General features: G+C 49.8%; 22 protein-coding genes. 6 read left to right on the top strand and 16 right to left on the bottom strand.

Features of this window, described 5'->3' with window-relative positions; genetic code table 11:
* Positions 1–2: 2 nt before the first annotated feature.
* The 6 genes from ACESSO_RS14570 to ACESSO_RS14545 all read right to left on the bottom strand — a co-directional run bounded on the left by ACESSO_RS14570 (position 3) and on the right by ACESSO_RS14545 (position 5219).
* Entirely contained in the window at positions 3–188 is a 186-nt protein-coding gene (locus ACESSO_RS14570; protein ID WP_373166253.1) for a hypothetical protein, read from the bottom strand.
* Positions 189–206: 18 nt separating this feature from the next.
* On the bottom strand, positions 207–335 hold the full coding sequence (locus tag ACESSO_RS14565; RefSeq protein WP_373166252.1) for a hypothetical protein: 129 nt from the start codon (positions 333–335) through the stop codon (positions 207–209).
* A gap of 23 nt (positions 336–358) precedes the next feature.
* Positions 359–700, bottom strand: a complete 342-nt coding sequence (locus ACESSO_RS14560; RefSeq protein ID WP_373166250.1) for a helix-turn-helix domain-containing protein — start codon at positions 698–700, stop codon at positions 359–361.
* 189 nt (positions 701–889) lie between these two features.
* Complete coding sequence (locus tag ACESSO_RS14555) at positions 890–2434, bottom strand: S-layer homology domain-containing protein (RefSeq protein WP_373166249.1); 1545 nt, start codon at positions 2432–2434, stop codon at positions 890–892.
* Between the two features lie 106 nt (positions 2435–2540).
* Positions 2541–3458, bottom strand: coding sequence for a CAP domain-containing protein (locus ACESSO_RS14550; protein WP_373166248.1), 918 nt, complete (start codon positions 3456–3458; stop codon positions 2541–2543).
* Positions 3459–3680: 222 nt separating this feature from the next.
* A complete protein-coding gene (locus ACESSO_RS14545) occupies positions 3681–5219 on the bottom strand; it encodes a D-alanyl-D-alanine carboxypeptidase family protein (RefSeq protein WP_373166246.1) in 1539 nt (512 codons plus the stop codon).
* A 280-nt stretch (positions 5220–5499) separates the two neighbouring features.
* Here ACESSO_RS14545 and ACESSO_RS14540 point away from each other — a divergent pair, with 280 nt between their 5' ends.
* The 3 genes from ACESSO_RS14540 (at position 5500) to ACESSO_RS14530 (ending at position 9693) form a co-directional block, all read left to right on the top strand.
* Positions 5500–6669, top strand: a complete 1170-nt coding sequence (locus ACESSO_RS14540; protein ID WP_373166245.1) for an AI-2E family transporter — start codon at positions 5500–5502, stop codon at positions 6667–6669.
* Between the two features lie 164 nt (positions 6670–6833).
* Complete coding sequence (htpG, locus tag ACESSO_RS14535; RefSeq protein ID WP_373166244.1) at positions 6834–8741, top strand: molecular chaperone HtpG; 1908 nt, start codon at positions 6834–6836, stop codon at positions 8739–8741.
* Positions 8742–8787: 46 nt separating this feature from the next.
* Entirely contained in the window at positions 8788–9693 is a 906-nt protein-coding gene (locus ACESSO_RS14530) for a diacylglycerol kinase family protein (protein ID WP_373166370.1), read from the top strand.
* Between the two features lie 104 nt (positions 9694–9797).
* Here the strand turns inward: ACESSO_RS14530 and ACESSO_RS14525 are convergent, their stop codons facing one another.
* The 7 genes from ACESSO_RS14525 to ACESSO_RS14495 all read right to left on the bottom strand — a co-directional run bounded on the left by ACESSO_RS14525 (position 9798) and on the right by ACESSO_RS14495 (position 18210).
* Complete coding sequence (locus tag ACESSO_RS14525) at positions 9798–10388, bottom strand: dipicolinate synthase subunit B (RefSeq protein ID WP_373166242.1); 591 nt, start codon at positions 10386–10388, stop codon at positions 9798–9800.
* Positions 10385–11260 (bottom strand): dipicolinate synthase subunit DpsA, encoded by an 876-nt coding sequence (locus ACESSO_RS14520; RefSeq protein ID WP_373166241.1) that lies wholly within the window; start codon positions 11258–11260, stop codon positions 10385–10387. The genes ACESSO_RS14525 and ACESSO_RS14520 overlap by 4 nt, the downstream gene beginning before the upstream one ends.
* 213 nt (positions 11261–11473) lie before the next feature.
* Complete coding sequence (locus tag ACESSO_RS14515) at positions 11474–11914, bottom strand: acyl-CoA thioesterase (protein ID WP_373166239.1); 441 nt, start codon at positions 11912–11914, stop codon at positions 11474–11476.
* 163 nt (positions 11915–12077) lie between these two features.
* Positions 12078–12662, bottom strand: a complete 585-nt coding sequence (locus ACESSO_RS14510) for a helix-turn-helix domain-containing protein (protein ID WP_373166238.1) — start codon at positions 12660–12662, stop codon at positions 12078–12080.
* A 145-nt stretch (positions 12663–12807) separates the two neighbouring features.
* On the bottom strand, positions 12808–16539 hold the full coding sequence (locus ACESSO_RS14505) for a phosphoribosylformylglycinamidine synthase (protein ID WP_373166236.1): 3732 nt from the start codon (positions 16537–16539) through the stop codon (positions 12808–12810).
* Between the two features lie 176 nt (positions 16540–16715).
* The gene (locus tag ACESSO_RS14500; RefSeq protein WP_373166235.1) at positions 16716–17726 is read right to left on the bottom strand and encodes a hypothetical protein; all 1011 of its coding nucleotides are present in this window, start codon (positions 17724–17726) and stop codon (positions 16716–16718) included.
* Entirely contained in the window at positions 17644–18210 is a 567-nt protein-coding gene (locus tag ACESSO_RS14495) for an RNA polymerase sigma factor (RefSeq protein WP_373166234.1), read from the bottom strand. Before ACESSO_RS14495 ends, ACESSO_RS14500 begins: the two co-directional genes overlap by 83 nt.
* Before the next feature lie 296 nt (positions 18211–18506).
* Here ACESSO_RS14495 and rpe point away from each other — a divergent pair, with 296 nt between their 5' ends.
* Together rpe and ACESSO_RS14485 are read left to right on the top strand one after the other, a co-directional pair.
* Positions 18507–19190, top strand: coding sequence for a ribulose-phosphate 3-epimerase (rpe, locus tag ACESSO_RS14490; protein WP_373166233.1), 684 nt, complete (start codon positions 18507–18509; stop codon positions 19188–19190).
* Between the two features lie 61 nt (positions 19191–19251).
* Positions 19252–19875: an HAD family hydrolase gene (locus ACESSO_RS14485; RefSeq protein ID WP_373166231.1), complete on the top strand. Its 624-nt coding sequence runs from the start codon at positions 19252–19254 to the stop codon at positions 19873–19875.
* A gap of 39 nt (positions 19876–19914) precedes the next feature.
* Here the strand turns inward: ACESSO_RS14485 and ACESSO_RS14480 are convergent, their stop codons facing one another.
* Positions 19915–20811: an alpha/beta fold hydrolase gene (locus ACESSO_RS14480; RefSeq protein WP_373166230.1), complete on the bottom strand. Its 897-nt coding sequence runs from the start codon at positions 20809–20811 to the stop codon at positions 19915–19917.
* Positions 20812–21054: 243 nt separating this feature from the next.
* On the opposite strand from ACESSO_RS14480, the gene ACESSO_RS14475 reads away from it, so the two are divergent.
* Positions 21055–21396: a phenylpyruvate tautomerase MIF-related protein gene (locus ACESSO_RS14475; RefSeq protein ID WP_373166229.1), complete on the top strand. Its 342-nt coding sequence runs from the start codon at positions 21055–21057 to the stop codon at positions 21394–21396.
* 48 nt (positions 21397–21444) lie between these two features.
* Here ACESSO_RS14475 and ACESSO_RS14470 read toward each other — a convergent pair whose 3' ends face one another.
* Together ACESSO_RS14470 and ACESSO_RS14465 are read right to left on the bottom strand one after the other, a co-directional pair.
* Positions 21445–22089, bottom strand: coding sequence for a YitT family protein (locus ACESSO_RS14470; protein WP_373166228.1), 645 nt, complete (start codon positions 22087–22089; stop codon positions 21445–21447).
* A gap of 23 nt (positions 22090–22112) precedes the next feature.
* Positions 22113–24182 carry a CapA family protein gene (locus ACESSO_RS14465; protein ID WP_373166226.1) on the bottom strand — a complete coding sequence of 690 codons (2070 nt, stop codon included), beginning with the start codon at positions 24180–24182 and terminating at the stop codon, positions 22113–22115.
* Positions 24183–24377: the final 195 nt, after the last annotated feature.

The following is a 24377-nucleotide window of genomic DNA, read 5'->3' as shown; positions in this document are numbered from 1 at the left end:
CCTTACTTCCGAGAGGCATCTCTCCTCTCTATCTCGTCCAATTTTTTTAGCAAAGCATTCTCCAATTCCGCCAGATACAGCTTATGTTTGAGCTGCTCAATTTTGATTTGGGCTTGCTCCAGTTCAGTACGAGGCGTTTGGTCTTTCTTGCGACGACCACGCCGATCCTCCAGGCCGGCTTTCCCCATCTGTTCAAAGCGAAGCGTTCAACTACGCACCTGTTGATAGCTTATTTGGTATTTTAATGCCATCTCGCTGTACTTCTTCCCGCAGGCAATGCATTCCCTGGCAATCTGGATACGCTCCTCCAGCGTGGTTTCTCGTCCTTGCTTCATGTAGCTTCCTCCTCCTGAAAACTTTAAGGATTTGAACTCTCTCCCTGTGCAGTATACACCTTAATCCATCTTCGTAGCTGCGCTTGCTTCCGAATATGATATTTTTTACATATATCCAACTGGCTTTTCCTACCAGATAAGTATTCCTCTACTGCCTGTTGTTTTAACCCCGGGCTGTACACACGGTTCTTGTGCGGCAAAAAAGCTTCTGCGCCATCTGCTTCATAGTTGCATACCCATTGTCTCATCGTTTCTTTCGAAACACCTCCTCGACGAGCTGCTTCATTCATGCCAACCCGTCCTTTCAAACAGTCCCGTATAATCTCGACCTTTTTCTCTATGCTAAGTTTCTGTTTTTGAGGCATAACAATGCTCCCTCCATGATTGACAGTGTTTTATTTCACTGTCTCTCATAGAGGGAGCATATCAAAAAACAGGCAGCAAGCCCTTCTGACGTCTTGAACAATTCTTTCTTCAAAAGATTATCTAACTTTTGGAGATACTTCAGTTTAATCCGCAGACTGTTTGTATTGAGCGTATATCTATTTCCTATCTTACGCGAGCGGCATCAGTCCCGCTATACGGCACAATATTGCGGCTACCTCCGCACGACTGATGTTGGTCGTGCCTAAGAAACGGCCTGTTTCATCGCCCTCAATGTATCCAACACGATACCACTGGTAGACAATACCGCCATATTCATCTGCTTCCATTATATCCGGGATATCGCCATTCGGTACATCTTTAATTTCATTTTTTTCGGATTCCGGAATAGCGCAATCAAGCAAAAAGATCATCTGGAACCTCGTTGCCGGATTAAGCATGACGCTGTCCGGATACAGTGCAGCAGAAAACAGGTGGTGCGATGTACAATATTCCAAAGCACCCTGATACCACGGACCATCCACCGTCGGGATCGTATCGCCCGTACGCGCCGCGTGCAAGCGAGCAGACAGCGTAATCGCCTCAGCAATTGTGAACGTACCGTCCGGCTCGTAGCGGTTACCGCCTACGCCCTTGAGCAAGCCGGCTTGTGTCGCCTTGTTGACAGCTTCCGCATACCATGCATTATCCGGTACATCGGTAAAAGAGGATGGTGTGTCTTCGGGGATTTCGTCTGAAGTTGTAGCAGCGCTGGGCAGTCGCACATTATCCATCAGCTTGGTGAAATCGCCATCGATAGCCTGCCAGAGCGTCCCGTCTTTCTTCAGCACCAGATTAGCCGAACCAACATAGACTTGCACTGCATCCGTAAAACCGGTGCGCGTTGGGACACTCATACAAGGACTAAAACCGTCTATAGCACCGCCAAATGTCTCCCACATATTGCTATCTGAGTAGCCGAGCTGTCCATATAGATTATCACCCCAGCTCCATAGTGTGCCGTCTCCGGTCAGGGCAAAGCAGCAATCCTGGTAGCCGGACCATGCGGCTGTTACATTATCCAGAATTTTTACCGGTGTGACCTGTTTCTGTATTTCGCCGCCATTGCCAACGCTGCCGCAGGTATCATCGCCCCAGCTCCATAGCGAACCGTCCGAACGGATTGCCAGATGCCCACTGATCGAAACAACGTCATCCATGACTTTTGCGGGCAGCTGTTCACCGGGCTTGGTTGCTTCGCGTCCGATCACAGACATTTGATAGTTCAAAGCCCAGCTGAGCAGTGTGCCATCCTCAGTCAGCGCATAGCCATTGTCCGGACTGCAAGTTGTGATCTGCACGATGCCACTGTCAATGACCCGTGAGAATGGGCCGTCTGTTGGCGCATTCTCAATCATTTTGACATAACTCCAAACGCTGCCATCTTCCTTGAGCACCAGATCGCCTGCAATCTGCCGAACATCATGCATGATCTGTGTGGGTGTGGTGATAATATCGGGCTGAATAGCACCCCAATCATTCCAAATCCACAGGGTACCGTCATCTTTCAGTGCCATAAAACGGTTTTCCGAGCAGGAAACTGCTATATAGCCTGTACCCAATGTTGTGATCGTACCTTTAGGCTCGCCTTCTCCTTTCCAACTGACAAGCGTGCCGTCCTCAAGTACAACTGCTGTTATTCCATTGTTGCAAGCAATCGTGCTATTGCCAGACATCGCTATATCGCTCGGATATTTGTTATCGTCCGGATCGGGCAGAGGTTCTGGTTCCGGATCCGGTTGTGGTTCGGGATCAGGCTCTGGCTCAGGTTGCGGCTGAGGTTCAGGCTCTGGTTGCGTCAAAGAAATTTACTTGATAGGAAAAATCCGAAACTGGTTGCCCAGTGGATGTTCGCAAACCGGATATCTCGACGGTATAGGTACCGCTATATTGGTCGATGCCGGACGGACGGAAAATGATGCAGTTGGAAACCCCGTAACCGGAAAGCTCTACATTGAAGTAATCGCCGCTGGTATCGCGGGTACTTTGATTCAGTTCCCAGCTTTTCCCGTCGCTTTCTCGGGTCAACGTAACCGATACACTGGACAAGCTGGGATTCTGAAATTTCTTCGGGTTCAATGTTACACTCCACGCATATTGGCCGCCAAAGAGCGTATGTTGCTCCTCTTCTGCCGGGAAATTCCCGCTTGCTGGCCACGCGATAAAATCGTAATCGCAACCAGTGCCGCTGTTATCAAATACCTTTTCGGCTACAAAGCGACCGGCAGTACCGAAACCAACCTTACCCATCTTGGGGTTGAGCTGCCAACGCCGATGACCGACCATAGCGATATTACCGGCATCACTATCCTCCATAAAACCATCTACTGCGCCGGTCAATGTATATCCGGAGGCCAGATTACTACTGGAGGATGCAGAATATGCCTGCTGGTAGAAAGCCTCGTCCATATCCTGCGGTTTGGCAGGCGTATGGCTCAAACCGTTTTGCACAGCCTGTATAACCGCACCGTATTGTGCGTTTTCCGAAAGCGACATATCCAATTGTACCGAATCAGGCAGACCCGCGATGCGACGAAGTGCATTGAGACGGTCAGTCGCTGCCTGCAACGCCTCGGTTTTAACTTTACCCGCACGATAGGGGGCGGTGATCGAAGGCTCATCCTCAAAGATCTCGTCAGGCAAGGTCAGGGGATTTTCCGATAACAGATTGGCAATCTCAGTCTGACTGAGTTTTGTCATATCCAAACTGCCGCTGTCGCGGTAGCTGCCGTTTGCCGCCTTTGCGACAGATGTCTGTGTTAACAGAAGAACTGCGGCGCAGCACAGCACACCGATACGCTAAAGCTGTCGATTCCTATTCAAGATGCATACCTCCTTGTGTGAAACGACTAAACGCCTTGACGATATCATATCGGTATCCCACAATATTATTTTGCGAACAACGGATTCCCTTTACTCCGCTTAAGCGGCCTCTGCATTTTTAGGGATCTCGATGGTTTCCTCCAATGTATCTTCTTCCAGACTCTCCAGTGGAACGACTTCGATATCGGCAGAAAGCACTAACTGTTCAACGCCTGTACTGTCTGCCGGACCAACGACAAAGGATAGGGTATGGATGCCGGGCTGTGCATCCGAAGGAATTTTGATTGTGTATTGACTACTGGCCTTATCGTTTAAAATGGTAAACGCGTCGTTGGAATAACCCGCAATCGGTTGTCCATCCCATTGCCAACCGGCAGGTAACTGCACACGATAAATTTCATTTTCACCCATTACATCTGCCGTAACTGTCAGAGTTTTCCCGGGATAAACCTGCGCACTGCGGATATTGAATGATCCGGTATAGGAAATCGGACGCTGTTCAATCGGCACTGAGGTTTCCGCACGTTTCTCCGTGCCATCCGGCATGGTTAATACAAAAGATACCTCCAACGTATCGCCAGTCAACTCACGGAGCGTATAGTTGAGTGTGCTGGTCTTGTTAGCAGTCACTTGGAAATTGCTGTTGCCGTAACTCTTCACCGCTTCGCCGTTGACATACCATTGTGCCTTCGCAGTATAAGCTGCAGAAACACCATTAAGCTGTACAGTGAAGGACGCGGGCTGATAGGGACGAACGCTATCCGGCTGCGTTGTCACGGACACACTAGTCGATGCACGGGACGCATCACGCTTTTGAATCTGCTCAAAACCGTAATCGAGCAGCTGACGGGAGTCGGCAAAGCGCTGTGCATCACTGGTTGATTTCATAACGACGGCAATCACACGACGACCGTTGCGCACAGCAGTTGTGGTAACACAATAGCCTGCCTGCGAAATCGTACCGGTTTTAAAACCATCCAAACCTTCATATGGCGCCATGGTGTTCAGCATATGATTGGTGTTATTATAATAGGTACCGTTAAAACTGAAACCGCTCTTACTGGTGATGCGTAAAATATCCGGGTAGGTATCAATGAAAATTTTGGTCAGCGTAGCCTGAGAGCGAGGTGTGATATAGTTGGGCTGTGCACCATGACAGTTATAATAGGTTGCATTCAGTCCGAGTTCCTTTGCTGTTGCATTCATACGCGTGACAAAGGCGCTCTCACTGCCGCTGATGTGCTCGGCCATAGCGATACAGGACGCACTGGCAGACGGAATCATGATGAGATGTAGCAGCGTATCTACAGTGTAGGTTGCGCCTTCCGTAAGTGGTACGGCGGTCGGATAATTACTATCGCGCGATTTAACCGCAACATTGTGACTAATTTTAACCGGAGTATCTAACGTGATCGTACCGGCTTCCAGCTCCTGATATACGATATAAGCGGTCAACACCTTAGTCATGCTGGCAGGAACACGGGCAACATCACCATTGTAGGAATAGAGCTCTTCACCGGTGTCTCCATCCATTACAAAGGCGCTTGCCGCTTCAAAGTTCAGTGCAAACGCACACGGAATACTGCTGCCCAGACAAATGACAACAGCAAGAAGCACCGCAAGTATTTTTTTGTACATTTTTAAGCCCCCTTTGTTTGTATACGCAAGTCATCACATGAACCTGTGCAGACATTATATCTGTTTCGCACAAAAACAGATATAATATTATCTATATTTTATCAGATATGACAAATAAAAGAAAGCGATTTACGTAAAAACTTTAGAAAATATTGAAAACAAGAATGCTCGGCACTTTGCTTTTGAACAACATATAAAATATGTTGGCATTTGCTTGACTTTAACTGGGAAAAATGATTATATATATATCGATGTAGCATAGATAGATGAGGGTTTGACAGTGAATTTGAATCGTGACACAATGAAAAAAATAATGGGATTGATTGCGTTTGCCATTTTGCTATATGTTGGTTTACAGAATACCAGAATGGTATCTTCTGTGCTGCGGTATCTGGCAGGCCTGACCGCGCCGTTTTTAATCGGCGGATGCATTGCATTTATCTTGAATGTTCCCATGCGTTTTTTTGAGAAAAAGATTTTTATGCAGAAAAAGGGGAAGGTTAGCACGCGTATGCGTAAAATGCAGCGCATTTTCAGTTTGCTTCTCACCCTGGTTGTGGTATTGGGCGTTATATCCATTGTGCTGTTTATGGTGGCGCCAGAGCTATATAAATCGTTTGCTGCCATTGGGCGTGAAATGACCAGTTTCAGCAAGCGTCTCCCGCAGATTCTGGAAGACGCGGGCGAGCGCTTGCCCATGTTTGCGGATGAGATTGAAAAGTTCAAGGATGACCTTCTGAATGTCGATTGGAAAGAAGTTGGCCAGATGGCAAAGGATTTCCTGCAAAACAGCAATTTCCTGAGCAGCACGGTAGATATTGCCACCTCTGTAGTCAGCGGCGTAGCCAATACAATCATCGGTCTGGTGTTTGCAATTTATATCCTGCTGCAAAAAGAAAATCTTGGGAGACAGTTTCGGCGCTTGTTTTATGCGATATTCCCAGAAAAGCATGTTGACCGTTTTCTTGAGGTATGCGATCTGACATCCGCTTCGTTCAACAGCTTTTTGTCCGGTCAGTGTCTGGAAGCATTCATCCTCGGTATGATGTTTTTTATCAGCATGTCCTTGCTGAAAATGCCATATGCCTTGGTCGTTGCATTGCTGATTGGCGTGACCGCACTCATTCCGATTTTCGGCGCGTTCATCGGATGCATTGTAGGCGCCTTTCTGATCCTGATTGCCAGCCCAATGCAGGCGTTGTGGTTCATTGTGCTGTTCCTTGTTTTACAGCAGGTAGAGGGCAATGTGATTTATCCCCGTGTCGTCGGCGGCTCGGTGGGTTTGCCGTCTATCTGGGTGCTGGTGGCCGTCACGCTGGGAGGCAGTATCGCAGGTGTCTTGGGTATTCTGTTTGCCATTCCTGTGGTGTCTGTGGTGTATACCTTACTGCGCGAATATGTGCGTGGCCGAATTCATGAACGCGGCATTGCGGACAAGAAAATTCAATAAGTGCAGCGGCCCAAAGGATTTTGGGCCGCTTTGCTCTACACAAATATAAACAAATCATGAATTTTCTGCTTGCCCCTTGATTTTTCCTTGATACTGGATTATCATATCAGTGTTGGCACTCTGATGTTGAGAGTGCTAATACCAAAAAATAGAGGTGCATACACATGGCAAAGAAGCAGTTTAAAGCGGAATCCAAGCGTCTTTTGGATTTGATGATCAATTCTATTTATACGCATAAGGAAATTTTCCTGCGCGAATTGATTTCGAATGCATCGGATGCGACGGATAAGCTGTACTATAACGCAATGAAGGAAGGCCGAACTGGTATTACGCGCGACAGCCTGCCGATTGAAATTACGTTGGATAAGGAAAACCGTAAATTTATCATCGAAGATCACGGCTGCGGCATGACAGCAGAAGAACTGGAAAGCAATCTGGGCACAATTGCCCGCTCGGGTTCGCTGGCATTTAAGAAAGAAAACGATGCGATGGATGATGTGGATATCATCGGTCAGTTTGGTGTCGGTTTTTATGCAGCGTTCATGGTGGCAAGCCATGTAGAGGTTGTCTCCCGTGCGGTCGACAGTGAAGAGGCCAACCGCTGGGAGTCGGACGGTGCAGCCGGCTATACCATCACGCCTTGCGAAAAAGCGGAAAACGGCACGCGTATCACACTGACAATCAAGGAAAATACAGAAAACGAAAATTATGATGAGTTTCTGGAGTCGTATCGCATTCAGGCGTTGGTAAAGAAGTATTCGGATTATATTCGTTACCCAATCAAGATGGATATGACACGCTCTCGCATGAAGGAAAAACCTGCGGATGCAGGTGAAGATTATCAGCCGGAGTGGGAGGAATATACAGAGAATGTGACGCTCAACTCCATGGTTCCGATCTGGAAGAAATCCAAGAAGGAACTCAAGGACGAGGACTACAATTCCTTCTATACCAGCAAGTTCTATGATTATCAGCCGCCGCTGTGCCATATTCATACCAGTGTAGAAGGTGCAGTGACTTACACGGCGATGCTGTTTATCCCGTCGCATGCCCCGATGGACTATTATACCAAGGATTATGAAAAGGGCTTGCAGCTATATTCCAACGGCGTGCTGATTATGGATAAATGTGCCGACCTGCTGCCCGATCATTTCAGCTTTGTTCGCGGCATGGTCGATACGGCGGATCTGTCGCTGAATATTTCGCGTGAAATGCTCCAGCATGACCGCCATCTCAAGGCAATCGCGCAGAGTCTGGAAAAGAAGATCAAGAGCGAGCTGCTCAAGATGCAGAAGGATAAGCGCGAGGATTATGAAAAGTTCTGGCAGGCGTTCGGTCGCCAGATCAAGTATGGCGCATATGTGCAGTACGGCGCAAATAAGGAATTGCTGCAGGATCTGCTGATGTACTACTCTTCGACCGAGGATAAGCTGGTTACGCTGGATGAGTATGTTTCCCGCATGAAGGAAGAGCAGAAGTATATCTATTATGCCTGCGGCGAAACCGTCGATAAGATCAAGCTGCTGCCGGCCATGGAGACGCTGCGCGACAAGGGCTATGAGGTTCTGTGTCTGGATGACAACATTGATGAATTCTGTATCAAGATGCTGGCAAACTACAAGGAGAAAGAATTCAAGTCCATTGCCGACGCGGATCTGGGGCTGGACAGCGAAGATGACAAGGAAGAAATCAAAAAGCTCACTGAAGAGAAGAGCGCGCTGCTCACGGCGCTGGGTGATGCATTGTCCGGCAAGGTGAAAAAGGTGGAGCTGACGCGCCGCCTGAAGAGCCATCCATGCTGCCTGCGCGCAGAAGGCCCGGTGACGCTGGAAATGGAAAAGGTGCTCAACCAGCAAGCGATGGACGACAGCCAGCGCGTGCACGCAGAGCGTGTGCTTGAACTGAACGCAGAGCATCCGATTTTCCAGAAGCTGTGCCGATTGCAGGAGGAAGGCTCGGATCAGTTAAAGACCTATGCGGATATTCTGTATACGCAGGCCCTGCTGATTGAGGGTCTGCCGGTAGATGATCCGGTTGCTTACGCAAATGCGGTTTGCGATTTAATTTCTTAACTCAATCTTAAATTTTGAAGGTGAGGAGGCGCGCCCGGTGAAAAAAATGCTATGGATTTTGAATCCTCATGCCGGACGGGGCGCAATGAGCGGGAAAATTATTGGCTGTGTCAATGCGTTCCAACAAGCTGGCTATGAAGTGACGTTATATGTAACACAGGGTGCGCAGGATGCGACTCGCATGGTTCGCGAACGCGCCGGAGAGTTTGACCGCATTGTATGTGCAGGCGGCGACGGTACGCTTAACGAAGTGGTCACAGGCTTGATGGAATCTGAAGTTCGTCCGCCGCTCGGTTACATCCCCGCCGGCACAACCAATGATTTTGCACTCAGTTTGGGCATTTCCAAAGTACCGGCAGAAGCCGCGGCAGTTGCTGCCGGAAATAATTTGCAGGCGCTCGATATCGGACGGTTTAACGATCGTTACTTCAACTATATTGCCGCGTTCGGTGTGTTTACCGAAGTATCCTATGCAACGCCGCAGCAATCCAAGAATATTTTTGGCCGCGCGGCCTATATTCTGGAAGGTGTGAAAGCATTAACCAATATCAAACAGCATCACATCCGCGTAAACAGTGCAGAAATGACGCTGGAGGATGACTTTATCTTTGGCATGGTTTCCAATTCGGTGTCGGTTGGCGGCTTTAAAGCCATCACGCCGGACGGTGTGGCACTGGATGACGGCTTGCACGAGGTGCTGTTGGTTTATCCTGTCGAAAATCCAATGGAACTGCAATGGCTGGTAAATGATCTGCTGACACACAACACAGAGTCCACACGCTTTGTTTACTTCCGCACTGCACAGATTTCATTTGATGCAGATGAAGCCGTGCCATGGACGCTGGATGGTGAATTCGGCGGTGCAACACAGCGGGCAGAGATTACTAACTGCGCTCGTGCCATCACGTTTGCAACCGGCAGCAATGCAAATTTGGAACAGCCTTCGCAATAAGAACCTATTAAAGCGAACCCCCTGTATAGGAACAGCTCAGACCTATACAGGGGGTATCTGTTTGTGCAGCCACCCGCCAGAGCGCAAGTCTTCTGCCTATCGGCTCAGCGTTCACCTGGACACAGTAAGATAGGCTGCAGTTGTCTGCCTTCAAGCGCCGCGCCGATGGTTTCCGGTATGCGTTCCATATCCGCTACCAGAGAGCGCGGCTTGACGAATGGCGCATCCTGCCGCATGGGAACAAAATAATAATGTTTACGGTTGAGCAGAGTACCCAGATTCGCCGCACTGCCGGACAAAGCGTCATTCGTGGAAACGGCCAGAACGACCGGTTTTTCTCCACGCAGGTGACTTTTGACCGCCATGGTAACCGTAGTATCCGTCACACCATGTGCAAGTTTTGCCAGCGTGTTACCGGTGCAGGGAGCAATCACCAAAATATCAAATAGTTTTTTCGGACCGATAGGTTCCGCCGTAGGAATACTGTCAATGACTTCGCGTCCGGTTGCTTCAATCAGACGGCCGCGCCACATATCAGCCGTTCCAAAACGAGTATCCAATGTTGCAGCATGTGCAGATAAGATAGGCGTGACTTCGCATCCACGTGATACAAGGGTTTCGACAATGGGCAGAACGGCAGAAAAGGTGCAGAAAGAGCCGGTTAATGCAAAGCCGATACGAATTGGCGGGGTCATAGAATGCCCTCCTCATGAAAAATATTGCAAACCGTATCGTAAATGGCATGTGCCGCAGTGAGCGGCGCGACTTTACCCGGTAAAGATAGTGCGTGCAAGATGCAGCACCCAGAGGGCAATTTCGCTTCCGGAGCAATACCACCGGGCATTGAAGCCAGATCAATCACCAGACAGGGAGGGGTAAGCCCAGCCAATTCCGCTGCACCGAGCACCGGTGCGGGAACTGTGTTAAAGATGATATCAAATCCGGCAAGCTGACCGGTAAGCTGACGAGTATCCAATGTCTGCATCCCCTGGGTTTCAATGCGTGCAAAATCGCGCGGCGAGCGTGCAGATACCGTCACCTGCGCGTCGAGCGCATGCAATTTATGCGCCAACAGCGCACCGATGCGGCCATACCCAATCACCAGACACCGTGACTGTTGGATGGTATGCGCAGTTTGTTCCATGGCAAGCTGCAATGCACCTTCACAGGTAGGAACTGCGTTGCGTATGGCAAGTTCATCGCGCGCTAAGTAGTCAATTAAATGCAGATTATTCTGTACGGCACGAGCATGCACCCAAAACGGCACAGAACCAGCCAATGTGATGGTATCCGCGGGAATTGCATCCAGCACATCGATGAGTGGATATGTCGTATTGGATAGCGGAGCATTGAGCTGTGAATTCCCATGCTGCACAGGAAGAGGCAGAATCACTGCCTGCACATCAGCAAAACAGCTTCGAGGGTCACTAACAGCGGCGCACCCCTCGATTGGATGGCGCTCCAGCGCAAAGGTGCGTACTGTGTGCCCATCCGCACACAGCAGTCCGGCAAGGTATGCCTGCCGGATATCGCCGCCGACAACCGCAAGGGTCGCCGATTGGTTCATAACAAATTCCTCCTTTGTCCCATCCTATGCAACACGCTGAACGGCTGTGCGAAAGAGAAAAGGAGTGCAGTTCTCCAATGATGTGTATCTCAATCTTTGAAGAAGCAATAAGAATACCACAAAAAAACGGTCAGCAACTTATGTCGCTGACCGTTTGATTCAAACGATATTTACTTGCCGTTTGGAAAGCTGTAGTTGAATGCCGACAAACTATCAGGCTTCACCATTATTAGCTGCGTTTTGCGCTTCGAGCTGCGCGGCAAAAACCCTGTCCAGCGCGGGCCAACTGCGTTTGAGTGATACTGGGCGATTGTCACGACCCATGAAACAATGTCGGCTTTCGCCTTCACAGCGCAGCGCATTGGTTTGTTCGTCTCGTATTTCATAGTGCAGCGCCATACGAACACCGTTATATTCCGTGATTTGTGCGTAAATCAGCACCGTATCACCAAAACGTGCCATAGTTTTATACTTGCAGTGCACCTCCAGCACAGGGCTGCCAAAGCCCTCCGCTTCAATGCGGTCATAGCCATATCCAAGCTGCTCGAGTAATTCGACACGGGCTTCTTCAAACCATCGGATGTAATTGGAATGATGGACGATACCCATACCATCGGTTTCGTAGTATTGCACCTTGTGTTCATAGGGGGTCATAACGTTCGTTCCTTTCCGAAAGAGAAAGCGCCCCGTAGGGCGCCTTAGTTTATTCTCGTAGACAGCCGCCGCGCAGGCTGCGGCAGAAAACAAGAGCGTGAACGGTTTTATGTTTTTATGATAGCATAAAAACCGATATTTGTCGAGCGTCGAACAGACAAACTCAAATACGCTGACAGAAAAGGCCATGACGGTTGCAATACCAGTACAACATTCCGTGGCCGCGGATGAAAAAACGCGTCTGTGCGTTACTCTCTGGATAGAGTTTAACCATATCGAACCGATCTCCGGTGACGCATGCGATAAAGGAAATGTAGTGGCTCTTGGCCATCGGATGGTCGATAGTAATATAATGCTCGTGTTCAATAACCTCACACTGAACAGCGTGTGTTTCGTCCGGTTCTTCTGCTTCGAGCGGGGGCAGCGTGATGCCGCAGCAGGAAATCACGGCCGGTCCGGTGCTGTGCAACACATTGCCGCAGATAGGACAGACATAGAACTTTGAACGCAGCAGATTGGCAGCACGATTGGTATTGATGACCTGTTCGCCGCTCAGCAGTTCGGGCAGGGAAACCTGCAGCACGCTTGCCAACGATTCGAGCAGGGAAACATCTGGAAAGCCCTTGCCGGTTTCCCATTTGGAAACAGCCTTATCGCTGACGCACAATTTTTCGGCCAGCTGTGCCTGTGTCAGATGTTTCGCTTCGCGCAGCCGTTTGATGACTGCGCCTGTAATATAATGATTCATATTGGGTTCTCTCCTCTCATACAGCAGAATACCATGACTTTTACCGCGGGACAACCTACGCTGCGTAGAGTAGGTGGACGGGAAGGGGAGACAGCAACAAGCGGCGGCACATCATGTGCCGCCGCTTTGTTTGGACCATCTGTATTTATTTGAAATACTTCACGCCGTTCTCAAAGATTGGCTGATACTTTTCTCCATAGATATTCCGGCCGACAAACGGGCTGTAACGCTCGGTATGGCCCATCTTGCCAAGCACGCGACCGTCTGGAGAAGTGATGCCTTCAATGGCGCACATTGAACCATTCGGATTCCAATCAATATCCATGGACGGATTGCCTGCAAGATCGGTGTACTGGAAGGCAATCTGTCCGTTCTTCGCCAGATCGTCAATCACGTGCTGCGGAGCGACAAAGCGGCCCTCACCGTGGGAGATGGCAATCGAATGCAGGTCGCCGACATTGCAGGAGGACAGCCACGGAGACTTAACTGACGCGACACGCGTGGTCACATAGCGGCTCTGGTGGCGGCCGATGAGATTGAAGGTCAACGTCGGGTCATCACCGGTCATCTCGTCACGGATCTCACCATAGGGCACAAGGCCCAGCTTAATAAGCGCCTGAAAGCCATTACAGATGCCGAGCATCAGGCCGTCACGCTTCTCAAGCAGCTCATGAATGGCATTTTTGATACCGGGGCCGCGCAGGAACGAGGCAATAAACTTGCCCGATCCGTCCGGCTCGTCACCGCCCGAGAAACCGCCTGGCACAATAACCATCTGGGCTTTACGAATAGCGCTTTCAAGCTGCTCTGCGCTTTGCGCCAAAGCATCTGCAGAGTAATTGCGCACGACGATGATTTCCGCCGCACCGCCCGCGTTTTCCACTGCGCGAGCAGTGTCATATTCGCAGTTGGTGCCCGGGAACACTGGAATGACAGCCAAGGGTTTTGCCGATTTGATTGCAGGTGCCTTGGTGCTGCGCTCAGTGCAAGAAACCGTGGTCAAATGTTCGTCCGAAGCTGATGCCTTGGTCGGGAAAACACTTTCCAGACGGTTTTCAAAAGCACCCGTCAACTCGTCCAGCGTTACAGACTCGCCCGCAACGGTGAGCTTTTCGTCTGCGGTTGTGCGGCCGACCAGCCAGTAAGCGGGCAGTTCTTCTGCCGCTTCAATCAAGATGCCGCCGAAGTTCTTGAGGTACAGCGCTTCGGTCGGGAAGGAGTCGTCAAACGCAAAGCCAATCTTATTTCCAAGCGCCATCTTGCACACACCCTCGGCGATACCGCCAACAGACAGTGCCCATGCAGACACAGCCTTACCGGATGCAATGAGGTTTGCAACCTCATTCCAGACATGCTTCATAGTCTGGTAGTCAGCTGATCCGTCTTGGAAGTACGGCGCGTCAAAGAAGTAAACCGGGTGATCTGCTGCTTTGAACTCAGGAGAAATCAAGCGGGACGCATCCTGCGGAGCAATAGCGAAAGAAACCAGCGTCGGCGGGACGTCCATATCGTCAAATGAACCGCTCATCGAGTCCTTGCCGCCGATCGCGCCGAGGCAAAGTTCTTCCTGCGCGGTATATGCACCCAACAGAGCGGACAGCGGCTTGCCGAAGCGTTTCGGGTCCTTGCCCAAACGCTCAAAGTATTCCTGGAAGGTGAGGTACGCAGTCTCAAAGTCGCAGCCTGCTGCAACCAGTTTCGCTACCGATTCAATGACCGCAGCTGACGCACCGAGGAACGGATTCTGCTCAGTATAGTAGGGATCAAAGCCAAACGCCATGACGGAAGCCGTCTCGCATTGGCCATTCTGTGCGGGCATGGTTGCCGCCATGACCTGTGTCGGGGTCAGTTGGTACTTGCCTCCAAACGGCATGAACACCGAGTTTGCGCCGATCGAGCCGTCAAACCGCTCGACCAGTCCGCGCTCTAAACAGATGCCGAGCGTCGAGGCATGGTTCAGCAGCTTTTCCTTCTCGGTTTTGCCTTCCGGTGCACAGAGAATGGATGGTGCGGACAGGGAAGTGACTTCTGCCGTGACATGCTTTGCACAACCGTTGGTATTGAGGAAATCACGCGAAACATCCACGATCGTGTTGCCGTTCCACGTCATGCACAGACGGTTCTTATTTGTGACCGTCGCCACAACAACCGCTTCGATATTCTCTTTCGCTGCGGCAGCGATAAACGCATCCGCATCCTTTGCGCGTACAACAACCGCCATGCGCTCCTGCGACTCGGAGATGGCAAGCTCGGTACCATCCAAACCATCATACTTTTTGGGAACAGCATCCAGATTGATGTCTAGACCGTCGGCCAATTCGCCGATAGCGACCGACACGCCGCCCGCGCCGAAGTCATTGCAGCGACGGATCATACGGGTAACGTTGCCGTCGCGGAACAGACGCTGAATCTTGCGCTCTTCAGGCGGATTGCCTTTCTGGACTTCCGCACCGCAGGTTTCGAGCGATGCCTCTGTGTGTTTTTTGGAAGAGCCGGTGGCACCGCCGCAACCGTCGCGGCCGGTCTTGCCACCGAGCAGAATGACGATATCACCGGGTTCGGGCACTTCACGGATGACGTTCTCAAGCGGCGCTGCACCGACGACCGCGCCGATCTCCATGCGCTTGGCTACGTAACCTGGGTGATAGATCTCATGCACCAATCCGGTAGCCAGACCAATCTGGTTGCCATAGGACGAATAGCCCGCTGCAGCAGTCTGGCACAGTTTGCGCTGCGGGAGCTTATGCTCAAGTGTCTCAGACAGCGGAACAGTCGGATCACCTGCACCGGTTACACGCATTGCCTGATAAACGTAGCTGCGGCCGGAGAGCGGGTCGCGGATCGCGCCGCCAAGGCAGGTCGCCGCGCCGCCGAACGGCTCAATTTCGGTCGGATGGTTGTGCGTTTCATTCTTGAACATGAGCAGCCAGTCTTCATAATGGCCGTTAATCAGTGCCTTGACCTTAATCGAGCAGGCGTTTATCTCCTCGGATTCATCAATATTCTTCAAATAACCGCGTTTTTTGAGCACCTTTGCACCGGCGGTTGCAATATCCATGAGCGTCACAGGTCGTTTGGATGCCTTTTCCTCACCGTAAACCTCGACACGTGCTGCAAGGTAACGATCAAACGCATCCTGCACCATCGGATCCTCAATCTTGGTGCCGTCAATTTCGGTCAGGAAGGTGGTGTGACGGCAGTGATCCGACCAATAAGTGTCCACCATGCGCACCTCGGTGATAGTCGGGTCGCGCTTCTCTTCATCGTGGAAGTATGCCTGGAGGAATTTCAGGTCGTCTAAATCCATAGCAAGGCCCATGCCGGTCAGCAGGTCATTCAGTGCTGCCTCGTCCATATGGATAAAGCCCGTGACCGATGCGACCGTCGTCGGTATGGCGTAGTCAACCTTAAGAGTTGCAGGCTTGTCCATAGATGCCTCGCGGGCCTCTACCGGGTTAATCAGATAGCCGCGGATCTTGTCCATATCGGCATCCGACAATTCGCCTTCCAGCACATAGATTTTCGCCGCAGCTACCGCAGGGCGCTCACCGCCAGTCAACAGCTGAATGCACTGTGCGCAGGAATCCGCGCGCTGATCGAACTGACCGGGCAGCGGCTCGACTGCAAGCACAGTGTGGGCGCCCGACGGACGGGGGAAGTCTTCATCATAGCACACGTCCGCCATCGGCTCGGAAAAGACGATACCCTTGGCCTTTTCATAGGCTTCAGGGGCCAAGCCCTCAGTATCATAGCGGCAAAGATACCGCACATGGGTCAGACTTTTGATCTCAAGCAGATCGTGCAGACTGGAAAACAGACTGCGTGCTTCGACGTCAAAGCCGGTTTTTTTTTCGGAATAACAACGATTGACGCTCATGTATCGTGTCCTCTCCTTCATCAGATAAAAGATATTTTTATTTTACCTGTTTTATATACATAAATCAATCGGTGAGGGCGACAAAATATCCGGGGATTCGAAAATTTCTCTGTATATTCTTTGCGTGGACTTTCAGGCAGAAGAAAAACGCCCGGATTTCCGAGCGTTTTTCTTTTCTAATTTTGTACCAGCGGAATCTCATAGCCACAAATTTCAATCGATTGAATCTCCTTGTCGTTAATCAGGTTATCAAAGGTGATGATATCCAGAATATCGCCAGTCAGGTGATGTATTTCTGTCAGCTGTCCCATGCGTCCGCTGCAGGGCGCAGTTTCCAAGGCACCATCGGCATAGTGAATGGTGACAGGGAACCAGCGGGGCGAATCATCCGAATAGGGCGCGTACTTGTCGTCTAGCGACTGAATGATTTCATGTGTATACGGACTATTGGCGCGCAGCGTGATTGAGAGCGGGGATACCGAAATGCTTTGCAACGTGATGTCATAACCCTCGGCAGACAGAGTCTGTTTCACAGGGTATACAATCGAACAGTCCTCAAAATTCAGCGGGAAGGAGATACGCCAGCTTCCAGACAGGATTGTTTGATAGTTTTCCCCCTTGTTAGCGCCCTCCAAATCGTATAGTTCCAGAACTGCACGCTTTCCTGCGGCAGGTTCTCGTGTGGGCTCACACATGATAAGCGTAATTTTGTTATCATTTTCGTTTTCATCCGTGATTTTGAAAAATCCGGCGCCGGTCGTTTGCTGCCCTGCTTCCAGGGCACCGCTGAAACGGTAGTTATCCTGATTCAGTCGTACACCCTCGGACGCAGTAAATTCGAGTAGCAGATACACCAGATTGCTGTCGCCAATGACCTGTTTGACCTCCAGCGTACCGTTTTGGTTGTTGTCGCTTTTATTGACAGCATATGCACCTTGCGCAAGCAGTTCCTCCTGCTGCGGGGTGGCAGGCTGCAAAAAAGTGCAAAGTCCGTCCATCAGCCCGAACGAAACGGCAGCGAATGCACTGGTACAGATCATGGCGCCGACCAGGGTACATACCAATGCGGTACGCAGCATAGAGTGGCGCGAGGTATTCGACCGCTCAAGTTTCTCCCGGATGCCGCATAGTATCTGTTCTTTTTGTTGTTCGGTTGGATTGAGCATTTCCTGTATGTTGCGTGTCATCGCATATCCCTCCCAATTGTCTTTTCATCAGGCTGCGTCCCCGCTGTAGTCTTGTTCGTACCGTGCTTTCCCGACAGCCAAGCAGAGGAGACAATTCTTTTGCCGGATATCCTTCAATATAATGCAGATAGAGCGGGACGCGATATTTTTCCGGCAGAGAAAGCAGTATATGCAGTGTTTCCCGGGTTTCAGCATCGGTACATGCGGTAGGTTCGGGGAGTGTGTCCAAATCGACACGCTGCCGCCGCCACCAGGTACGCAGTTGATCACGGCAGCAATTTTTAGCCGTCAGCAACAGCCATGCAGTTTCGTGCGACATATCATGGAACTCCGGCCGCTTTTGTAAATAACGCAGGAATACCGACTGCACTGCGTCCTCCGCATCCGCATGGTTTCTCAGATATACATAACATAAGCGGTAAACTGCATCTATGTTGCGATGATACAGCGCAGTCAGTTCTTCTTGGCTTTTTTGCGGTGGCATTGCTCTTCACCTCCTCATACGGTAAACGATTGACAGCTGACAAACGTCTCAATTGAACAGTGAAAAAATAAAGAAGTTTTATCATTCTATCATGGGTACAAGAAAAATACACGGTGCCTGATCGGAAAAAAGATTGAAAAAGTGGAAAAATGCGGTATAATGAAAACAAAAGGGGAGCGGCGCAGATGCTGCCGCTCCCTGTATTCGAAAAAGCCGGCGGCGGCGCATGGCCGCGCAAAGCCCGCTTATCATCAAAATATGCCGTGCGCGGCTGCGCGGTCACAGGAGGAACAAGCATGGAAATCAAACTGTCACCGTCCATTCTTTCGGCGGATTTTGCTAATTTGGCGCGTGATATTAAAATCGCGACTGACGCGGGCGCAGAATATGTGCATGTGGATGTGATGGACGGACATTTCGTTCCCAACATTACGATTGGAGCACCGGTTGTCAAATCGCTTCGGAAGGCAACGGATAGCGTGCTTGACGTACATCTGATGATTTCTGATCCGGATCAATATTTGGATGATTTTATCAAGGCAGGTTCGGATATCATCACCGTACATTATGAATCAAACGGCGATACGCTCGAGCAGCTTAAAAAGATTCGCGCAGCAGGTGTTAAAGCCGCATGCGTTATCAAGCCAAAAACACCGGCGGAAGTGCTCTTCCCGCTGTTGCCGTATTGCGATATGGTACTGATTATGACAGTGGAACCCGGCTTTGGCGGTCAGGGCTTTATTCCGGAGTGCATGGATAAAATCCGCGCAGTACGCGCAGAAATTCAGAAGAACGGCTACAACTGTGAGCTGGAAATTGACGGCGGGGCCAAGCTCACCAACACAGCAGATATTGTTGCAGCGGGCGCAGATGTCATTGTTGCCGGCTCCGCTGTATTTGGCGGCGATATTGCAGCCAATGTTCGCGATTTCCACAAAGTATTTGCCGAAGGCGTTTCCAAAGCGCGATGGACGAAGTAATAAATAAGAGCGGACGGTTCCTGCCGCCCGCTTTTGTGTGTAATTTGGGGAGGATAGAAAAATGAATTTCATTATTTTTGACATCGACGGTACACTGATTGATTCTGCACCAGTGTATTTGCCTGCGCTCGGACAGGCGTTGCACGAGCACGGCTACACCCCGTCTCCTGAGCAGATACAAACTGCATTTGGTATGACCGGTTGGCAAGGGCTTGCCTACTGCGGTGTACCGGAAGAGCAATTTGATACCGTAATGCATAGCTGGGAGGAGGAAGCCTACCGTCATTTGGAACGGGTTACGGTTTATGAGGGAATTGCAGATACGCTGCGTGCGTTGAAAGAAAGCGGAAACAAGCTGGGAATTGCAACCTCGCGCAATCGTTCGCAATATACCTATGGTGTAAAGCCGCTTGGACTGAGTGCGTTTTTTGATGCCGTTGTCTGCTCTGACGATGTTGCGGACCCTAAACCCGCACCTGATGAGTTGTTTGAATGTCTCAAACGCATGGGAGGCAGTGCTGAGCAGGCGATCTTTATTGGAGACAGCCCATATGATATGCAATGCGCACGTGCGGCCGGCATCAAAAGTGGTTTAGCACTTTGGGGTTGTCATGAACCGGAAAAACTGACTGCAGACGTACGGCTGGCGCATCCGAGTGAAATCTTACAGCTGATAAACCAATAAAAAAACGCGCTGCGAACGCAGCGCGTTTTTTGCATATAATTAATTAACCGCTTTTTCTTCCGCTCCTGCCTGCGCTGAAAGTTGATTTTCCAGCCAGCGGGAGATGTCTCCGAATGCGTCTAGCCGCCCAAGTTCATTGAGCACTTCATGCCGTGCATCCTTATAAAAGATGACCTCAATGTTTTTGACCCCGGCGCCACGATAAAGATTGACGACACGACGAACCCCTTCTCCATATTTTCCCACCGGATCCTTGTCGCCGGACAGAAACAGCAGCGGCAAGTTACGCGGTGTGCGGCGGAAAGTATGAGTGGAATTGGCTTTAGCAAGCAATGTGTACAAATCGCGAAAGCCGGTTGCGGTGAAGATAAAATTACACTTTTCATCTGATTGGTAGAGCGATACCACATTTTCGTCCCGACTAAGCCAATCAAATACCGTATGCGGATGTTTAATTTTACGATTATATCCTTTAAACGTCAGCGAAGACAGAAAACCGCTGCGATATGTCATACCACGAGAACGAGCAATCGAATCAGCCAGATGTGCGGCGCTAACCGCAGCAGCAGTTGGACCGGCAGTGCCAATCAGAATGCAGCCAGCCAGTTTATCGCCGTATTCGGTCAAATAAAGCCGCGCAATCAAAGAGCCCATGGAATGCCCAAGCAGAAAATAGGGGAGTGACGGATAGCGCTGCTGCATCAGGTCGGTCAACTGCTCGACATCTTGTACCAGATACTTCCACCCGTCGCGTGTAGCAAAAAAACCTAGTTCAGAGGCACGGGCCACCGAGGCGCCATGTCCGATATGGTCGTTGCCGCAAACAATGAAGCCAAGACTGCACAAATATTTGGCGAACGCAGTGTAACGGGTAAAATACTCACACATACCATGGGAAAGCTGCACAATGCCGCGTACTTCCGTTTCTTCGGGCACCAGAATGTAGTATGTGACATTAGATACACCGTTGGCGCTTTTATAAATATTTTGCGTACACTTGATATTCATAAGCACACATCCGTTCGGCAATAGAAATCACTGCTAATATCATACCACACAAGCGGACAATTGTGCACCGTTTTTGAGCAAAATTAACAAAGCGTTTATAAATTGTCCATCTTGTGCAGTGTGAATCGTCATGCTATAATAAAGAAAATGTTAGAAAATGAGGTGTAAGGCATGCCATATATCGGAATTTCCACATCTAAAAAATTATCAGATGCGCAAAAAGATGCGCTTAAGTCTGCTTTGGGAGAAAAAATCAGTGTGATTCCGGGGAAAACAGAAAAAGCGCTGATGGTGGATATTGCAGACGGACATGCAATGTATTTCGCAGGCGAAAAACGTGAGCTTGCATTTTTGGATGTCCGCTGCTATGGTTCAACTGAGTTTGCAAATCAAAAGGCTTTTACCGAGGCAGCTTTTGCAGCAGTGCAGCAAACGACCGGACTGTCCGAAGATAGTATTTATCTGACATACAGCGAGTTTGCCAACTGGGGTACCAAGGGCAGCATGAAATAAATTTGGTAAGATCGAAAGAGGCACGCCGAGTTTCCGACGTGCCTTTTGTCATTCCATATTGTTTTGCGGCAGACCAACAATATGGGCCAGTCGATTGGCAACCGGCAGAAAAAACTGCAATCCCGGGCCATATAGTGTCAGCGCAATGACAGTGCCGATTCCCAACTTGCCACCTAGTACAAAGCCAACCAGAACACAGCCAAAATCCCATATCATGCGCGTCCAGCGAAGCTGAAGAAACGGTAGATGATCATGGACAATCACTGGCACCAAATCATTGGCGCAGGCCCCAGCCTCGGAACGAACAGAAATACCGATTCCAATAGAAACAATGATGCAGCCGAGTGCAATCAGCAGAATAGTAAGGGGGAGGGAGCGATTCTGCGGCAGCACACGTCCAAACAGAAAGGCATAAAAATCCACCAGTGGTCCAAGACAGAAAATGCAAAACAGAGTGCCCGGATATATATATCGTCTGTCAAGCAAGAAGATGCCAAGCAGACAAAACAGCATGAGCACAGTGCTGGCTTGCCCATAACTGAGACCTATCTGCCGGGAAATTCCCTGTACAAGAATCATAAATGGGTCTGCTCCCACATTGAGCGCAACAAAAAGCTGGCTGCCAAATTCGGTTACGGCCACACCGATTAGTAAAACAAACAGTCTTTGCGGTAGATGGGGAAAGCGTTTCATATAATTCATCCTTTTCGTTCGGATTACGCTTTGGTTGGGCGATAGTCATTCTTCCACGACACAGAGGAAATCTTATAAGGAATCGCCTGATGAGAGGAAGCGGTGACTTTGCGGGTGTTCAAATCAAAGGTATAATTCTGGCGAAAAATCAGACAATTTTTATCCGAAGGATTATTGTTGCCGCCGAAAACCAGATTTCCCAAAGAATAGGCAATCGGTTTACCCTTATAAACCTCTACCTCCTGTACAACGTGTGGATGATGCCCGATCACCAAATCGGCGCCCTGATCGATACAGTAATGTCCAATTGCCCGTTGTGTCGCATCGCTGTGATAAGACTTTTCAATACCCCAGTGATAGTTAAATACAATTAGTTCTGCGCCGCGCTGCCGCAAGTCACGAATTGCATTATCAATAAAGTTTTTCTGTGCATTATCAAACGACCAACCGACGTTAGACGCAAAACCAATACGTACTCCTTTTACTGTAACAATCGGCATACGTGCATATCCGGATACTGCTACATAGGGAGAAAGATACCGAACCGTGTCATCGAAACCACGCTGCAGATAATCCATTGCATGATTGTTCGCCACCGAAACCACATCAATACTTCCTTCGTCAAGCACTTTTGCATACTCCGGACGGCCCTTGAACACAAAAGTCTTGTTGGCATAGGCGGTAGAAGTGGTTAACGTGCCCTCAAAGTTGACCATAGTCAAATCATCATTAAAAAACTCCGAAATACCAGAGAAAAAGTACGATGGTCCTTTCCGGTCATACATTTCGTCGAACGAACCACTGTACGAGAAATTGTGTCCGCGACCAAGCGTACAATCCCCGCCAAAGGTAATCGCCAGCTGTACATTATCATAGCCGGGAGCCTCACGCCAGCCATCCGCTACTTCAGTGATTTCCAGCGAGGACTGCATACGCCGCAGTGACAGAATCGCCTGCTCAACTGTATAGGTATCGAGTGGAGAAAACTTTCCGCCAGATCCGCCCATGATGGGCTGTCCACTTTTATCCGTACGGCCAGAAATATACTTGACCGCCTGAACAGCCCAGCGGGGAATCAAATAATTATCGGAGAACTGCTGAGGTTGACGGTTGGCTTCGGGAAAACCGAGTGTGTTCATGCAGCGCTGCATCATTGCAGCCGCCTCCGCACGCGACACAGGGTCACTTGGACGAAATACGCCGTTTGAACCGTTGACAATACCAAGACGTGCGGCAATCTCAACATACACGCTCTGGGTATCGCTAAAGCTTCCGGATGCAACATAAGGCAAACCACCGTCAAGCGGATCGCTCCATAGAGATACCTCGTCCTCAGTTTCCTCTAAGCTCGGCTCAATTTGAGTGGTTTCAGTTCCTGTTGCTTCACCAACACCTTCTACAGATGCATCTGTGTTATCTGTCGGAATATCTGTTTCTTCACTCACGTCACCGGCGGACTCCGCTTTGCTCGAGAAATCATCATTCAATGGCTCCGAATCAGCGGTATCATCTGAGACGCTTTCAATGCCACTGCTCGTGCCGGTATTTACCGATTCATCTAAGGAATCCGATATTAGTTCTTCCGATTCTGCGGCCGGTAACCCTGTATCATCTGTAAACCGTTCGGTTGAATTTGTAGCTTCAATGGCCGGATCGTCTGCTGTGTATTCATCAGATATGTCAGATGAGGAATTTTGCTCGGCTAATTCACCTTCGGATTGCGCCGGTGTGAGCGGCACAGACTGCAAGGTGATGCCAAGCTGTGCGGTCAAGTCGGTAATGGAAAGCTGCTGCTCATACGCAACAAGATCGACCGTTAGCCGTGCAAGCTCACCACGAGTGATGGGGCGGGTGTAGTCTATGCCCAGATCAAACGCTGGGGATACAGCACCGCTATCATAAGCTGCCTGCACTTCGCTCACCGCCCAACTGCTCATGTAAATGTTTGCACCTGCATTCCACGCACCGGCACAGGTGCCTGTCAGGAATGCAAGTATCAAAACAGCAGCACAAAGCCTACTTTTCATTGTTTTCACCTTTCTTTTGGCAGATACATCAAAAAAACGCCGTATTTCTCCTTGTCTATTCATCATACAGGAAATGGTATAAAGCTGTCAATTGGATTTACCCTTGTGGCACCAAAGTTTGTTTTTTTGCCATTTCCTCCACTGGCCTTAGCATTTATTTCTCTATTTCACGATGCATTTTGAGGATGTAGGTTTGTCAAACATATTGGACAGAGAACTCAAAAGGAGAAAGCCAACCCAGAGGCCTCATGGGAAAGTTGT

It is taken from the genome of Agathobaculum sp. Marseille-P7918, from assembly GCF_964248325.1.
In the GTDB taxonomy this organism is placed as follows: domain Bacteria; phylum Bacillota; class Clostridia; order Oscillospirales; family Butyricicoccaceae; genus Agathobaculum.
This window is presented reverse-complemented; position numbering and strand designations above follow the sequence as displayed.

What these genes read in the sequence shown, in the direction of transcription:
- ACESSO_RS14570 (WP_373166253.1), bottom strand. Translation starts at nt 188, where the DNA reads ATGGGGAAAGCCGGCCTGGAGGATCGGCGTGGTCGTCGCAAGAAAGAC.
- ACESSO_RS14565 (WP_373166252.1), bottom strand. Translation starts at nt 335, where the DNA reads ATGAAGCAAGGACGAGAAACCACGCTGGAGGAGCGTATCCAGATTGCC.
- ACESSO_RS14560 (WP_373166250.1), bottom strand. Translation starts at nt 700, where the DNA reads ATGCCTCAAAAACAGAAACTTAGCATAGAGAAAAAGGTCGAGATTATA.
- ACESSO_RS14555 (WP_373166249.1), bottom strand. Translation starts at nt 2,434, where the DNA reads ATGTCTGGCAATAGCACGATTGCTTGCAACAATGGAATAACAGCAGTT.
- ACESSO_RS14550 (WP_373166248.1), bottom strand. Translation starts at nt 3,458, where the DNA reads ATGACAAAACTCAGTCAGACTGAGATTGCCAATCTGTTATCGGAAAAT.
- ACESSO_RS14545 (WP_373166246.1), bottom strand. Translation starts at nt 5,219, where the DNA reads ATGTACAAAAAAATACTTGCGGTGCTTCTTGCTGTTGTCATTTGTCTG.
- htpG (WP_373166244.1), top strand. Translation starts at nt 6,834, where the DNA reads ATGGCAAAGAAGCAGTTTAAAGCGGAATCCAAGCGTCTTTTGGATTTG.
- ACESSO_RS14530 (WP_373166370.1), top strand. Translation starts at nt 8,788, where the DNA reads ATGCTATGGATTTTGAATCCTCATGCCGGACGGGGCGCAATGAGCGGG.
- ACESSO_RS14525 (WP_373166242.1), bottom strand. Translation starts at nt 10,388, where the DNA reads ATGACCCCGCCAATTCGTATCGGCTTTGCATTAACCGGCTCTTTCTGC.
- ACESSO_RS14520 (WP_373166241.1), bottom strand. Translation starts at nt 11,260, where the DNA reads ATGAACCAATCGGCGACCCTTGCGGTTGTCGGCGGCGATATCCGGCAG.
- ACESSO_RS14515 (WP_373166239.1), bottom strand. Translation starts at nt 11,914, where the DNA reads ATGACCCCCTATGAACACAAGGTGCAATACTACGAAACCGATGGTATG.
- ACESSO_RS14510 (WP_373166238.1), bottom strand. Translation starts at nt 12,662, where the DNA reads ATGAATCATTATATTACAGGCGCAGTCATCAAACGGCTGCGCGAAGCG.
- ACESSO_RS14505 (WP_373166236.1), bottom strand. Translation starts at nt 16,539, where the DNA reads ATGAGCGTCAATCGTTGTTATTCCGAAAAAAAAACCGGCTTTGACGTC.
- ACESSO_RS14500 (WP_373166235.1), bottom strand. Translation starts at nt 17,726, where the DNA reads ATGACACGCAACATACAGGAAATGCTCAATCCAACCGAACAACAAAAA.
- ACESSO_RS14495 (WP_373166234.1), bottom strand. Translation starts at nt 18,210, where the DNA reads ATGCCACCGCAAAAAAGCCAAGAAGAACTGACTGCGCTGTATCATCGC.
- rpe (WP_373166233.1), top strand. Translation starts at nt 18,507, where the DNA reads ATGGAAATCAAACTGTCACCGTCCATTCTTTCGGCGGATTTTGCTAAT.
- ACESSO_RS14485 (WP_373166231.1), top strand. Translation starts at nt 19,252, where the DNA reads ATGAATTTCATTATTTTTGACATCGACGGTACACTGATTGATTCTGCA.
- ACESSO_RS14475 (WP_373166229.1), top strand. Translation starts at nt 21,055, where the DNA reads ATGCCATATATCGGAATTTCCACATCTAAAAAATTATCAGATGCGCAA.
- ACESSO_RS14470 (WP_373166228.1), bottom strand. Translation starts at nt 22,089, where the DNA reads ATGAAACGCTTTCCCCATCTACCGCAAAGACTGTTTGTTTTACTAATC.
- ACESSO_RS14465 (WP_373166226.1), bottom strand. Translation starts at nt 24,182, where the DNA reads ATGATGAATAGACAAGGAGAAATACGGCGTTTTTTTGATGTATCTGCC.